Raw genomic sequence first — 13,116 nt, 5'->3', positions numbered from 1 at the left:
ATGTTCAGGTTTGCGAGCATTGATTTGTACAAATGTATGATGTCGAATGCGGCTACTTAGAGGTACGGCAGGCTCAGGGGTTACTTATCCTCAAAGCTGCGCCACGTCCTTGAGCGGCTGTCGCATGCTTATTCGGTAGCAGACTATGAGGCGCTGCTGCCGTGGAACCGCTCGCCTGAATGCGCCTCATGGGGCATGACCATCCTTCAAAGCGCCCCTTATCCGAGCCCTGCAAATAGTCTCTCAGCACGCTTTCCCGGGTCATGGACTTCGCCTGCCCCTCCTCTTCACTGCACAGCCAACTCCTTGAACAGCCATTGCTTGAACTGAGTCACTGCATGCGGTTGTCGATGCCGCCGAGGATGCACGAGATAATGGCCAACGTAGCGAACGCTGTTGCTGACATGCCGAAGCGGGCTGACCAGCTGACCGCTGGCCAGCTCCTGCTCAGCTAACAAGTCAGATTCGAGCACCACCCCCAGGCCGCCAGCCGCCGCTGAAATACTCATGGAGCTTCGATCGAACGCCAAGCCGTAGCTTTTCGGTGGCTGCATGCCGTTGGCCGCGAACCAGCCTTTCCACTGCACTGACTGCCCGTCGCTCTGGATCAGGAACAGCGAATACAAGTCCTGCGGTGAACGAAGATGCCTGGCAACCTCAGGGCTGCACAGCGGCGTCAGCTCTTCGATCCGCAGCGGGGTCTTTTCGTGTGACGAAGGCCTGGGCTCGCCGTAAACGATGTCCAGGTCGAAATCATCGTTGTCGAACCGCGCGTAGTCAGTACTGGCGGATATGCGCAGGTCGATGCCGGGATGACCGTGCAGGAAGCCCGCCAGGCGAGGCACCAACCACTGACTGGCGAACGTCGGCGCAACGTGAAGGCGCAGCGGCACTGCGGGCTCATTGGTCGCAATCGCCAACCCACGGCTCATCTCCTCGAAGCCCCGTTGAACATGATCCAGCAGCATGGAGCCCTCAGACGTCAGCGCCGTGTGACGCGTACTGCGGGTGAACAGCGATACCCCTGCTGCGACTTCCAGTTTGCGTATTGCATGGCTGACTGCGCTTGAGGAGAGATCCAGTTCTTTCGCTGCCTCCACGAAAGAGCATGTACGCCCCGCCGCTTCGAAAACCCTCAGGGCTGAGAGAGGTACCTTTTTAAAGATCTTCATTGATGAATCCAATTCATTGACTGGCGAATTTAAACCTTTTGTCGAGCTTGTATTTTTACATGATCATCTCGGGGTAACTCAATTCGGCTGGTTACTGATGAATTCGCTGCGTCAGTAACCCCGGATCGCTGGTCACCAATGGAGAATAATATGACCGAGAGTCGCAATGAGCACTTTGCCCGGATGTCGACCCATGCCTGGCGAATCCGACGTTTCGCCCTGCGCATGGGTGAAGTACAGGGCCAAGGCTATGTCGGCCAGGCGCTGGGCTGGGCCGACGTACTGGCTGTTGCCTACTGCCACGCCATGAACATCCGCGCAGATCAACCTGAATGGGAAGGTCGTGACCGTTTCCTGCTTTCCCATGGGCACTACGCGATCGCGCTTTATGCCGCCCTGCTGGAGGCCGGGGTTCTGCCGGAAGATGAGCTGGAAACCTATGGCTCCGACGACAGCCGCTTGCCAATGTCCGGCATGGCCACCTACACACCCGGCATGGAAATTTCTGGCGGCTCCCTCGGCCAGGGGTTGGCCATTGCCGTCGGCCAGGCGCTGGGCCTGCGCATGAAGGGCAACGCTGCGTTCGTCTACAACTCGATGTCCGATGGCGAACTGGACGAGGGCGCGGTATGGGAGGCGGCCATGTCGGCCTCGCATCACAAGCTGGGCAACCTCATCAACCTGGTGGACATCAACCGCCAGCAAGCGGATGGCCCGTCCCACGACATCCTCCAGTTCGAGCCGCTTATCGACAAATGGGCGGCGTTCGGTTGGCACGTGCAACGTGTCGACGGTAATGACTTGCGGGCCGTGATCTCTGCCTTCGATATCGCACGGGCGGTACCCGGTGATAAACCTCGGGTGATTCTCTTCGACACCCTGATGGGTAAGGGCGTGCCCTTCCTGGAGCAGCGTGACAAGAACCACTTCATCCGGGTCGAGCCCGAAGAGTGGCAGCAAGCACTTGCCAACCTCGACGAGATCTACGCGACCCGGAGCCCACAATGACCAACGCTTGCGCTGCAAAACCGAAACTCACCACCTCGTCCATGATCGCCTCCATCGCCACTGAAGGGCAGCGTACTACCTCTGCCCCGTTCGGCCATGCTTTGGTGAAGGCAGGCCAGAAGAATCCGCGCGTCGTGGGCATGACAGCAGACCTTGCCAAATACACTGACATGCATATCTTTGCGCAGCGCTACCCGGAGCGCTTCCTGCAGATGGGTATGGCTGAACAGCTGCTCATGGCTGCTGCGGGGGGTATGGCCAAGGAGGGCTTTGTACCCTTCGCCACCACTTATGCGGTGTTTGCCACCCGTCGCGCCTATGACTTCATCCACCAGGTGATCGCAGAAGAAAATCTGAACGTGAAGATCTGCGCGGCCCTGCCTGGCCTCACGACCGGTTATGGCCCGAGCCACCAGGCCACAGAAGACCTGGCGATGATGCGCGCAATTCCTCAGATGATGGTTATTGACCCATGTGATGCGCTGGAAACTGAACAGTGCGTTGCCGCAATAGCCGAGCACGATGGTCCTGTTTACATGCGCCTCCCCCGCGGGCGCGTACCGCTGATCCTCGACGAATACGACTACAAATTTGAGCTCGGCAAAGCCCGCTTGCTACGAGACGGTAATGATGTGCTGATCATTTCCTCGGGCCTTATGACCATGCGTGCTCTAGAAGTCGCTGATGAACTGATCAAGAGCAAGATCGGCACAGCTGTCCTGCACGTGCCGACAATCAAGCCACTCGATGTCCAGGCCATCATTGAACAATGTCGTCGCGAAGGCCGGTTGGTGGTGATTGCGGAAAACCACACGCAGATTGGCGGCCTGGGTGAAGCCATTGCCATGGCCTTGCTGCAAGCCCGTGTGCAACCGGAAGTTCGCCATGTGGCGCTGCCAGATCAGTTCCTCGATGCCGGTGCGTTGCCGACGCTGCACGACCGCTACGGCATCTCCAAAGACGTCATGGTTGCAAACATTCAGCGTTGGCTGGCCTGACGGAACACTCAAGTAGTGCGATCCCCGCTCACTTCGCGATAGACGCTGCCCGAGTGAAGTGAGTGGGCCTTCGTGCTGGAAGCTCCTCTTTTCTTCCCTGGATCGTCCCAATAACTACAAGGTGATGGCGATGCAAAAAGACAACCATTTTCTTAAGAAAAAACGCGTCTGGATCTACGCGTTTCTCTTCACCCTGACATTGATCAACTATGTCGACCGCGTCTCGCTCTCGGTGGCGTCCAAAGTTCTTAAGGAAGAATTCGATATCTCGCCGGTCGCGATGGGCTATCTGTTCTCGTCCTTCGTCTGGCTGTACTTTCTTGCGCTCATTCCCATGGGCTATCTCGTAGGCAGGTTCGGCCCGAAAAAGGTCAATGGCTACGGGATCGGCGTCTGGTCAGTGGCCACAGCCTGCACGGCATTGTCGACGGGTTTCATCTCGTTACTCAGTTGCCGGCTCATCATGGGTATGGGCGAAGCGACTACCTACCCCGCTGGCGCCCGGGTCATTCGTGAATGGATGCCCCTCAAAGAACGTGGTTTGGCCACCGCTGTATTCCATAGCGGCAGCCTGGTCGGCCCTGCCATCGGTGCCATCGGTTTTGGCTGGTTGATCAGTGCCTTCGGATGGCGCATCGCCTTCGTCGTTGCCGGTGCTTTGGGCTTCATCTGGTTGGCGGCTTGGTTGAAATGGTACAGCCACCCGTCAAAGGCGCCTTGGTTGGACGATGTCGAGCGCGCTGAAATCGCCGAGGGTGGCACGTCATCCGCTGATGGCCCGGAAAAATCGGTATCGCTGGGCCTCAAGGGCTTAGCCCGTTCGAGCAGCATGTGGGCAATCGCGCTATCCCACGGCTGTGCCGTCTACGCGACCTACTTCTTTCTCACCTGGCTGCCGAGCTACCTGCAGGCCGAGAAAGGCCTGACGGTTATGTCGAGTGGCCTTTATACCGCCATCCCATACCTGGGCGCGGCCATCCTTGCCATTGTGATTGGCCGCCTGAGTGACAAGGCCATGCGCCCCGGCGCTGCCGAGACGGGCCAACGTCGCCTGGTAGTGGCCAGCGTGCTGCTCGCATCCTCTGTGATCTTCCTGGTACCAGCGATCGACAGCACATGGGCAATTCTTTTTGTGATCACGCTGTCATTGGCGACGTGCGCATCGGCGATCTCGTTGAACCTCTCACTGGTTAATGACCTGGTGCGCTCGGAAGACGATGTTGGCACCGCCGCAGGCTTTATCACTGCCGTCGGCAACCTCTTTGGCCTGCTGGCTCCGATCGTGACCGGCTACGTGGTGGCGGGTTCGGGGAGCTTTGCCCTGGCTTTCGTAGTGGTAGGCGCGCTGTTGGTTGTTGGCGCCGTCCTGTCGATGTTCTGTACCCGTCGCCCGATCGGGATAGCCACGCCTGGTCGACAGGCCATGGCTTGAATTACTTGTAAATGAAGGAAGCAGTAGCGTCATGAATCAACGTAGTAGCGTGTCCCCCAGCAAGCTCCAGGCGCAGCCTGACTTACGTACCGGCAGTAAATGGCGCCTGGCAATTGCTCTGCTGGCGTTGACCCTTGGAGTATTTGGCCTGGCTCTGTTCGGGGGTGGGGTCTGGCTGATCGCGCTAGGTGGCAGCTGGTATTACGGCCTGGCAGGTGCAGGTTGTGTACTGAGCGCCATCCTTATATGGCGTCAACGCCGCAGCGCCCTTTACCTGTTTGCTCTCATATGGGTATTGACGGTGATCTGGGCGCTTTGGGAAGTCGGTCTCAACTGGTGGGGCCTGGTGCCACGCCTGGTGGCCATGACCGCCATCCTGTTTTTGATCCTGATCGTATCTCCGGCGCTACGCCGCACTACCCGCACTGCTGCGTAACGAGGTTAGTAATGTTCACATCCGTCAAATACGGGGGCGCCCTCGCCCTCGCGATTTCTTGCGCGCTCCAGATGCAGTTCGCGAAGGCTCAGGAAATCCCCCAGGTCGGAAGCGACTGGCCATTCTACGGGGGCGATCATAACGCCCAGCGCTTCAGCCCCCTCAAGCAGATCACTCCAGAGAACGTCGGTCGCCTGGAGCGTGCGTTCGTGTACCACACCCGGGATCTACCGAACCCTGGGAGCCGTTATTCTCCGGAGACTACGCCAGTTAAGGTCGGCAACGATCTGCTGATGTGCTCTGCCAAAAACATCCTGATTTCGATCAATGCGGCAACTGGCAAAGAGAATTGGCGTCATGACCCGGGCGTACCGGATCAGGCCATTCCTCACGCGGCAGCCTGCCGGGGGGTGGCGGTGTATACCGCACCGCAGCTACCCGAAACGGCTCAGTGCCGCAGCCGAGTGGTTGAGGCCACCCTGGATGCCAGGCTGGTAGCAGTCGACCTCGGCACCGGTGAGCCCTGCAAGGACTTTGGCCAGAACGGCACTGTCGATCTCTGGGAAGGTTTGGGCAAAAAGGTCCCTGGCTGGTACGCGGTGACCGCGCCGCCGACCATCGTGAACGGTGTTGTCGTCACCGGCGCGCAGATCCGTGATGGTCAGGATGAGGATGCTCCATCGGGCGTAATTCGTGGCTACGATGCGATCACCGGCAAAATGGCTTGGGCGTGGGACCTGGGTAACCCGGACAATGTCCATGGCCCTGCCGAAGGCAGCACTTACACCCGGGGCACGCCGAACATGTGGACGGCGGCGGTGGGCGATGAGCAGCTCGGTTATGTCTATCTGCCGATCAGCAACTCCTCGATCGACTATTACGGCTCCAACCGCAGTGAGGCCGAAAACAAATATTCGACCTCGCTCGTGGCCGTGGACGTGAAGACCGGCAAGGACGTCTGGCACTTCCAGACCATCCGGCACGATGTGTGGGATTACGATCTGGGCAGCCAGCCGACGATGCTTGATTACCCGGGCAAAGACGGTAAGCCGGTACCCGCGGTGTTGCTGCCGACCAAGCAAGGTGACATCTACATCCTGGATCGTGCCACAGGCGAGCCGCTGATTCCGATCGGTGAGGTCAAGGCGCCTAAAGGGGGATCGGTGGAGCCGGCGTTTTTGGCTGATACCCAGCCTACCTCCGAATGGCACACCCTGCGCAAGGCACCGAAAACAGAAGCGGACATGTGGGGCTTCTCGCCGCTGGACCAACTGATGTGCCGTATTCAGTTCCGTCAGGCCAACTACGAGGGCTACCTGACCCCACCGTCAGTGGATCGTCCCTGGATTCAGTACCCCGGCTACAACGGGGGGTCGGATTGGGGGTCAGTAGCTATTGACCCGGTACGCAGACTGCTGATTGCCAACTACAACGACATTCCTAACCTGAACCAGCTGATACCGCGCGAGCAGGCCGACAAGATGGGGCTCAAACCCATCTACGCGCCGAAGCCCGATGAAACCGCCTTGAACAAAGCAGGCAGCAAGTCAGGCAAAGGCGAAGGCGGTGCTTCGACCTACCCGCAAGTCAACGCCCCATACGCGATCAGCGTTAATGCGGGTTGGCGCAACTGGGGAACCGGCGTCCCATGCTCGGCACCGCCCTATGGTGGAATCCGCGCTATCAGCCTTGACACAGGCAAGACCGTTTGGGACGAGCCGCTGGGTACCGCGCGCCGTAACGGGCCATTCGGCATCCCATCGCATTTGCCGCTGAACATCGGCTTGCCGAACAACGGCGGAACTGTGGTGACTGCGGGTGGATTGACGTTCGTCGGGGCGGCAACCGATAACCTGTTCCGTGCCATTGATACTGCGACGGGTGAGGTGCTGTGGGAGGACGTGCTGACGGTGGGCGCCCAGGCAAACCCGATTTCCTATGAAGTCGACGGTGAGCAGTATGTCCTTGTCTCTGCTTCCGGGCATGCCTTCATGGAAACCGGAACCAGCGACGAAATCATCGCATACAAGCTGCGCAAGTAATCGCCAAGGCGGGGCCTGTTCAGGCCCCGCTTCGCCAAAATCGTTAAAGGAGATTGAACATGGATTTAGGCTTGCAGGGTAAGCGGGTGCTGGTCAGCGGCGCCTCCCGAGGCATTGGCCGAGCTATCGTGAAGTTGTTTCTCGAGGAAGGCGCCCAAGTGGCGTTCTGTGCTCGGGGGCAAACAGGCGTTCAGAGCGCGCAACTCGAGTTTGGCGAGCGCGCTTGGGGCACTGCGGTGGATGTTACCCAGCCCGAGCATGTCCGGGCCTGGGTCAATGAAGCAGCGCAGCATATGGGCGGGCTGGATATCGTCGTGCCCAACGTCAGTGCTTTGGCTGGGGGTGATGACCTGGAGACCTGGCGGCGAGCGTTCGACACCGACCTGTTGGGCAGTGCAACGATGGTCAAAGCCGCCCTGCCCGCCCTTCGTCAATCACAAGCGGCAGCGGTCGTGCTCATATCGAGCGTCTCGGGGCGCGAGGTCGATATGTTCGCAGAACCCTATGGCGTTCTGAAGGCAGCCTTGCTTCACTACGGCAAGACCCTCTCGGTGCGCCATGCCCATGAGGGTATCCGCGTTAACTCCGTTTCTCCAGGCAATGTGTATTTCCCTGAAGGCGTGTGGGGAGATATAGAACGAGAACAACCCGATACCTTCGCCAAATCCCTGGCCGAAAACCCGATGGGGCGTATGGCTACTCCGGAAGAGGTCGCTAAAGCGGTGGTGTTCCTGGCCAGTCCCGCGGCAAGTTTCACAACCGGTACCAACCTTCTGGTCGATGGTGGCCTGACGCGCTCAGTGCAATTCTGAGTGCCCGCCTCGGTATTGGCTCTAGGAGCGAGAATCGACGTGATGAAACTTTATATCTACGAACACTGCCCCTTCTGTACGCGCGCCCGCATGATCGTTGGGTTCAAGCGTCTCCCGGTAAGGCTTGAAGTCATCATGGAGGGTGATGCTGATACACCTACCCGCCTGATCGGCAAGAAAGCCGTGCCGATCCTGCAGAAGGAGGATGGCAGTCACATCGGCGAGAGCCTGGACATTGTTCGGTATCTCGACGGCATAGGCCCACCCGCTCTGGTCGCACCGCAAAATCGCGCACTCGACGCATGGGTCAAGGAAGCTTGGCCGACCGCGCTCAAACTTTTTATCCCGCGGTTCGTACACGGGCAGTTTGCGGAGATCGCCACGCCAACCGCGAGGGAGGCTTACCGCCGGCGGGAAGAGCAAGCCTTCGGTGACTTGGAGGTGCTACGGGAGCAAACGCCGAAACTGGCCGCTGAAATGCAACCCCTGCTTGATGCCCTGGCCCCATTGGTAGCAGATAGAGCGACACTCGGAATCAACGACATTACCCTCTGGCCCGTGTTGCGATCGCTGTCCATCGTCCAACAGATAGCGTTTCCGCCACAGGTGCTCGGTTACATGCAGCGGCTGAGTGCGTCATGTAATGTTCCCCTGCTGTTCGGGCAAGCAGCGTGATTTTCCGATGGCCTGCGAGTCTTTAAGGCGCCAGCTAAGATGCTGACGGTGGACGTCAGCCGCCGTGTGGTGAGCTTCAATCAGCTTCACTTCCCCGTCAAAGCTACGCCCAGCCGGATTTTGACATTGCTTTTGCGCAACCAAGGGCATGTCGTGAGCAGACCGACGATTTACAGAGAAATCTGGGGGTACCAGTTCGATCCTGGTACCAAGATCATCGACGTGCAGATTTGCTATCTGAGAAAGCTACTGAAGGCCTTGCAGGCGCCGGTCGAGATCAAAACCTTTCGGGGCAAAGGCCTTTGCCTGCAGGTAACTGTGGGAAGACCGGCGTGACAGGGGTGTTTGGCGTGCCGGATGAGGTTTTCAGTGATTTGATCGCCTCATCTTCAGCTGCCCTGTGAACCGAGCCGTTGTTTATCGGGCATCACATTGCGGGGACTTTTCTTTCACTTAAATTTCACAGGGCTCGAGCGAACCTAAAGCTACCCCTATGTGTGATAGACCTTGCCCGCCTAGCAGCGGGCTTTCTTTTGCCGGCAAATTACGGAAGCACCATAGCGCAGCCGTTCGAAAGCCCCGGGTGATCTACTGAGCTTTTTCGGGCTCTCTGGTTTTCCAAAGCGAAAGCAAGACCCCGCCAACCAGAAGGCCAATTGTAACGCTCAAAGATATTTCAGCTGGCACTTTACCAACGATGTCATGAAGAAAGATTTTAGCGCCGATAAAGACAAGCACTAAAGCCAAGGCGTACTTAAGGTAAGCGAAGCGATTTATCATGGCAGCCAATGCAAAGTAAAGTGCTCGCAAGCCGAGAATAGCAAAGATATTTGACGTGTAGACGATGAACGGATCCTGTGTGATAGCAAAAATCGCAGGTACGCTATCAACAGCAAAAACCAAATCCGCACACTCGATGAGAATGAGGGCGAGGCATAACGGTGTCACCCATAGCACTTTTTTACCTGAGGGGTCAGGCAAACGCACTACAAAACGTTGACCATGCAATTCTTTGGTTATGCGTAGATGCCTGCGCAGATACTTGACGAAACGATTGTTTTCCAAATCAGGCGCATGATCGACGCGCGCGAACAGCATCTTCATTCCAGTAAAAACCAGGAACGCGCCGAAGAGGTAGAGTATCCAACTGAACTGCGCGATGAGCGCAGCTCCGAGACCTATCATGATGGCCCTCAAGACGATGACACCCATAATGCCCCAGAACAGGACTCGGTGTTGAAACTCTCTAGGGATGGCCAAGAAGCTGAATATGAGCGCAATAACGAAAACGTTATCCATGGACAGGGACTTCTCGATCAGGAAACCTGTCACGTAGTCCATGCTGGCGTCGCTTCCTTTCTGGAAGTAAACCCAGACTGCGAACAGAAGCCCCATGCTGATGTAGCCCGCAGACAGCAATAAGCTTTCTTTGACTTCTATCTCCCGGCTCCCTCGATGTAGGACTCCCAAGTCAAGAATCAAAAGGGTCAATACAACAGCAAAAAAAGAAAGCCAAAGCCACAAGTCCGTGCCAAGGACGTCTTGAAAGAGAAACGCATTAAGGGCAGACATGAGCCCCTCCTTTATAGTCGTAGTCAAAACAACTATGACTCCGACATGGCGGCTGCTAACCGTCAGAGGGGCCCGGCGTCACAAGACAAGGTTTTACCGGGCACGAAAAAACTGCAAGAAGGAAAATTTTTCTAATCATTTCTTGTGTGAAACGATAGCCGTCTTGAGTAGCTATCAGCTGGGCAGTTTTACCCACGTGTATTGAAATGCGAGTGCAATTCATTACGTGAACAATTCAAGTGCCCGGATAAGTTTGCAATGGTTGGCACTATCCCTTGCTGTGTTCAGGGGGATGGGCCCGTACCGCGCTTGATGCCCTGCGTGATATCGCTGCTGGTTCCAAGAAACCCTTTACAGAGGCCATGATCAAAACTTTCCCGTGCCGCAATGCGCTAAATACCCTGCTGCCCGAGGTGGTCATGGTACTGACAGAGCAAGCTGCCCGTAGCGTGGCTGGCGGCCAAGCTGTTCAGCCAGTACTTCAGATGCGCGGTATCGCAATCGAGCAGCTCGATAATCAGAGCATCGGGCTGTCTGGTCTCCAGCGCTGCACACGCTGCGCAACCGTTAGCTGATACCGCCTGCCCTCTCCTCTGAACTTTGCTGCCTCTGCAGCATTCAGCTGCCTTAGCCACACAACACATTGCAGGCATTCATGAGAAGGGGTTTCTACCATGATCGATCAAGCGACAGGCATGAAACCAGGCGAACGCTACTGCGTGGAGAACGTCGAGCGCGCTCATCAGTTCCCTGGCTTCTTTCAAGACGGCAAGTATTACCTTGGCCCCGAGCTGCTCACGGCAGTCGGATGGCTTGAAGGGACGAAGTTCATCTATGACAGTCTGGATGCGCAAGGTGAACCGGCCTTCCCGGAGCGGGTGGCGGGCACCATTGAGGGCATGAAGCTGGTGCTGGTCGACGGCACTGCACTGCAGCTCTCGAAGATAGCACCCAGTGATACCCTCCTACCTACGGCTGGCAACATCGAGCAAGCCTCACAGCCTGACGAACCTGAAGCTCCAGCACCGGTAAAGGGCCCGTTGCGCGGCAAAGTCGTGGTCATCACTGGCGCATCGAGTGGTATAGGCAGGGCTGCCGCGCATGCCTTCGCTTGCAAAGGCGCACGGCTGGTGCTCGCCGCACGCGATGAGCAAGCGTTGTTCGATGTGCTGGACGAATGCACCGACTGTGGAACAGACGCGGTGGCAATCATCACCGACGTCACCCGTAGCGATCAGGTGCAAGCGCTGGCCACGCAGGCGGCCGAATTTGGCCATGGCCGGATCGATATCTGGGTCAACAACGCAGGCGTTGGCGCGGTGGGCAACTTCGAGCAAACGCCCCTGGAAGCACATGAACAGGTCATTCAGACCGACCTGATCGGTTACCTGCGCGGGGCCCACGTGGCCCTTCCCTATTTCAAGGCCCAACGCAGCGGCATCCTCATCAACACACTGTCCCTGGGAAGCTGGGTTGCCCAGCCCTACGCGGCGGCCTATTCGGCAAGCAAATTCGGCCTGCGCGGCCTGACCGAAGCGCTGCGCGGAGAATTGACGGAGTTCCCCGACATCCACGTCTGCGACATTTATCCAGCGGTCATGGACACCCCAGGCTTCAGGGATGGCGGCAATTACACCGGCCATGCGCTCACGCCACCCGGGCCGATCTACGACCCGGAGCGGGTAGCCAAGGCCATGGTAGCTACCGCTATATCCCCACGCGCCAACACCACGGTGGGCGCTGCCGCTCGCCTTGCCCACCTGGCGAGCTACGTCGTTCCGCGGCTGGCGCTGGTTTCAGGGTGGCTAACTCGCAGGGCCTTGAGCCGCAGCCCCAATGCAGAGGTTTCTTCCGGCAACCTGTTCGAGCCACCGAGTGGCCGGCGCAGCGTGGACGGTGGCTGGAAATCCAGCAACGACATGCCGTTGTGGGTCGTGGCGGCAGCCCTCGGGGTCATCGCAGGGCTGGCCGTCACCCGCTCGCAACGCAGGCGCCGTTAAGCACACCGTTGAGCATCGAGCAGGAACTTTGCCCGCCATCGCGGGCCCCTATTGAAGGTCTATCGGTAAAGGAGATGAATGATGAATGCGCAACTGAACGGTAAGCGTGTGGCCTTTCTGGTCACCGACGGCTTCGAGCAGGTGGAACTGACCGGCCCTCGTGACGCTTTGGAAAACAGCGGCGCGGTGGTCGACATCCTGGGGGAAAAGGAAGGTACGGTACGCGGCTGGAACCATGACAAGCCCGCCGACGAATTCGCCGTGGATGCCACTTTCGAGAGTGCCCAGCTCGATCTTTACGATGCCCTGGTGCTGCCCGGCGGCGTTCAGAACTCCGACACGATTCGCTTGATTCCCGGCGCGCAAAAGCTGGTGAAAAGCCACGACGCAGCAGGCAGACCGCTGGCTGTCATCTGCCACGGTGCCTGGCTGCTGGTATCGAGCGGGTTGGCCAAAGGCAAGCGGATGACCAGCTACAAGACCTTGCAGGATGATATTCGCAACGCCGGCGGCTCGTGGGTGGATGAACAGGTAGTGGTGGATGGCAACCTGATCAGCAGCCGCCAGCCGGACGATATTCCCGCCTTCAATGAGCAGTTGATCAAAGCGTTGGCAGGCTGAATTTTGCGGACCTGCGCAGAGCGTGAACAGCAGCGAAACGATTGGGATCGGGCCTGATGGAAGACTGGATCGGTTTGTTGGAATGGCCCGCCATGGCTGTCACGGTGTTGGCAGCGTGGTGTATAGGCTCGCGCCGTCCCGGCCGGCGTAAAGTGGGGTTCTGCTGCTTCATCGCCAGCAACCTGCTGTGGTCGGTCTGGGGCTTGCACGCTCAAGCGTGGGCTTTGATCGTGCTGCAGGTCGTGCTGTGCCTCATGAACCTGAGGGGATGGAGGAAGAACAAAATTGCGTCAAAGGGGACGCAAGGGGCCCATTCTCGACCTGCATGATCGGATTCGCTACGGATAC

At 58.1% G+C, this 13,116-nt stretch carries 14 protein-coding genes and 1 pseudogene; 13 read left to right on the top strand and 2 right to left on the bottom strand.

The window, feature by feature from the left end:
* Window positions 1-96: 96 nt before the first annotated feature.
* Window positions 97-180 (top strand): annotated as a pseudogene (locus JET17_RS13275) (transposase domain-containing protein); the annotation flags it as partial.
* Between the two features lie 107 nt (window positions 181-287).
* On the opposite strand, the gene JET17_RS13270 reads toward JET17_RS13275, so the two are convergent.
* Complete coding sequence (locus JET17_RS13270; RefSeq protein WP_269821435.1) at window positions 288-1,100, bottom strand: LysR substrate-binding domain-containing protein; 813 nt, start codon at window positions 1,098-1,100, stop codon at window positions 288-290.
* Here JET17_RS13270 and JET17_RS27260 point away from each other — a divergent pair.
* The 9 genes from JET17_RS27260 to JET17_RS13230 are packed head-to-tail and all read left to right on the top strand — an operon-like array spanning window position 1,009 to window position 8,911.
* A complete protein-coding gene (locus tag JET17_RS27260) occupies window positions 1,009-1,290 on the top strand; it encodes a hypothetical protein (protein ID WP_233100397.1) in 282 nt (93 codons plus the stop codon). The genes JET17_RS13270 and JET17_RS27260 overlap by 92 nt on opposite strands.
* A gap of 32 nt (window positions 1,291-1,322) precedes the next feature.
* Complete coding sequence (locus JET17_RS13265; RefSeq protein WP_012314468.1) at window positions 1,323-2,180, top strand: transketolase; 858 nt, start codon at window positions 1,323-1,325, stop codon at window positions 2,178-2,180.
* Window positions 2,177-3,178, top strand: coding sequence for a transketolase family protein (locus JET17_RS13260; protein WP_012314467.1), 1,002 nt, complete (start codon window positions 2,177-2,179; stop codon window positions 3,176-3,178). Before JET17_RS13265 ends, JET17_RS13260 begins: the two co-directional genes overlap by 4 nt.
* A 58-nt stretch (window positions 3,179-3,236) precedes the next feature.
* The gene (locus JET17_RS13255) at window positions 3,237-4,610 is read left to right on the top strand and encodes an MFS transporter (RefSeq protein WP_233100396.1); all 1,374 of its coding nucleotides are present in this window, start codon (window positions 3,237-3,239) and stop codon (window positions 4,608-4,610) included.
* A gap of 31 nt (window positions 4,611-4,641) precedes the next feature.
* Window positions 4,642-5,046: a glucose dehydrogenase gene (locus JET17_RS13250; protein WP_012314465.1), complete on the top strand. Its 405-nt coding sequence runs from the start codon at window positions 4,642-4,644 to the stop codon at window positions 5,044-5,046.
* A gap of 11 nt (window positions 5,047-5,057) precedes the next feature.
* Window positions 5,058-7,088 (top strand): pyrroloquinoline quinone-dependent dehydrogenase, encoded by a 2,031-nt coding sequence (locus tag JET17_RS13245; protein ID WP_012314464.1) that lies wholly within the window; start codon window positions 5,058-5,060, stop codon window positions 7,086-7,088.
* Between the two features lie 59 nt (window positions 7,089-7,147).
* Window positions 7,148-7,900 carry an SDR family NAD(P)-dependent oxidoreductase gene (locus JET17_RS13240; RefSeq protein WP_012314463.1) on the top strand — a complete coding sequence of 251 codons (753 nt, stop codon included), beginning with the start codon at window positions 7,148-7,150 and terminating at the stop codon, window positions 7,898-7,900.
* Window positions 7,901-7,942: 42 nt separating this feature from the next.
* Window positions 7,943-8,575 carry a glutaredoxin 2 gene (grxB, locus tag JET17_RS13235; protein ID WP_042111474.1) on the top strand — a complete coding sequence of 211 codons (633 nt, stop codon included), beginning with the start codon at window positions 7,943-7,945 and terminating at the stop codon, window positions 8,573-8,575.
* A 39-nt stretch (window positions 8,576-8,614) separates the two neighbouring features.
* Window positions 8,615-8,911 (top strand): winged helix-turn-helix domain-containing protein, encoded by a 297-nt coding sequence (locus JET17_RS13230; protein ID WP_012314461.1) that lies wholly within the window; start codon window positions 8,615-8,617, stop codon window positions 8,909-8,911.
* Between the two features lie 252 nt (window positions 8,912-9,163).
* Here JET17_RS13230 and JET17_RS13225 read toward each other — a convergent pair whose 3' ends face one another.
* Entirely contained in the window at window positions 9,164-10,147 is a 984-nt protein-coding gene (locus tag JET17_RS13225; protein ID WP_012314460.1) for a TerC family protein, read from the bottom strand.
* A 674-nt stretch (window positions 10,148-10,821) separates the two neighbouring features.
* Between JET17_RS13225 and JET17_RS13220 the strand changes: the two genes are divergently transcribed.
* The 3 genes from JET17_RS13220 (at window position 10,822) to JET17_RS13210 (ending at window position 13,097) form a co-directional block, all read left to right on the top strand.
* The gene (locus JET17_RS13220; RefSeq protein WP_012314458.1) at window positions 10,822-12,147 is read left to right on the top strand and encodes an SDR family oxidoreductase; all 1,326 of its coding nucleotides are present in this window, start codon (window positions 10,822-10,824) and stop codon (window positions 12,145-12,147) included.
* An 81-nt stretch (window positions 12,148-12,228) separates the two neighbouring features.
* Entirely contained in the window at window positions 12,229-12,768 is a 540-nt protein-coding gene (locus JET17_RS13215; protein WP_042111471.1) for a type 1 glutamine amidotransferase domain-containing protein, read from the top strand.
* A gap of 56 nt (window positions 12,769-12,824) precedes the next feature.
* Window positions 12,825-13,097 carry a hypothetical protein gene (locus tag JET17_RS13210; protein WP_012314456.1) on the top strand — a complete coding sequence of 91 codons (273 nt, stop codon included), beginning with the start codon at window positions 12,825-12,827 and terminating at the stop codon, window positions 13,095-13,097.
* The last annotated feature ends 19 nt before the right edge of the window (window positions 13,098-13,116 follow it).

Origin of the sequence: Pseudomonas putida, from assembly GCF_016406145.1 — a bacterium.
GTDB classification, from domain to species: domain Bacteria; phylum Pseudomonadota; class Gammaproteobacteria; order Pseudomonadales; family Pseudomonadaceae; genus Aquipseudomonas; species Aquipseudomonas putida_E.
This window is presented reverse-complemented; position numbering and strand designations above follow the sequence as displayed.

Coding starts and splice junctions, on each gene's coding strand:
- JET17_RS13245 (WP_012314464.1), top strand. CDS start 5,058: ATGTTCACATCCGTCAAATACGGGGGCGCCCTCGCCCTCGCGATTTCT.
- JET17_RS13225 (WP_012314460.1), bottom strand. CDS start 10,147: ATGTCTGCCCTTAATGCGTTTCTCTTTCAAGACGTCCTTGGCACGGAC.
- JET17_RS13220 (WP_012314458.1), top strand. CDS start 10,822: ATGATCGATCAAGCGACAGGCATGAAACCAGGCGAACGCTACTGCGTG.
- grxB (WP_042111474.1), top strand. CDS start 7,943: ATGAAACTTTATATCTACGAACACTGCCCCTTCTGTACGCGCGCCCGC.
- JET17_RS13240 (WP_012314463.1), top strand. CDS start 7,148: ATGGATTTAGGCTTGCAGGGTAAGCGGGTGCTGGTCAGCGGCGCCTCC.
- JET17_RS13230 (WP_012314461.1), top strand. CDS start 8,615: ATGCTGACGGTGGACGTCAGCCGCCGTGTGGTGAGCTTCAATCAGCTT.
- JET17_RS13260 (WP_012314467.1), top strand. CDS start 2,177: ATGACCAACGCTTGCGCTGCAAAACCGAAACTCACCACCTCGTCCATG.
- JET17_RS13250 (WP_012314465.1), top strand. CDS start 4,642: ATGAATCAACGTAGTAGCGTGTCCCCCAGCAAGCTCCAGGCGCAGCCT.
- JET17_RS13265 (WP_012314468.1), top strand. CDS start 1,323: ATGACCGAGAGTCGCAATGAGCACTTTGCCCGGATGTCGACCCATGCC.
- JET17_RS13210 (WP_012314456.1), top strand. CDS start 12,825: ATGGAAGACTGGATCGGTTTGTTGGAATGGCCCGCCATGGCTGTCACG.
- JET17_RS13215 (WP_042111471.1), top strand. CDS start 12,229: ATGAATGCGCAACTGAACGGTAAGCGTGTGGCCTTTCTGGTCACCGAC.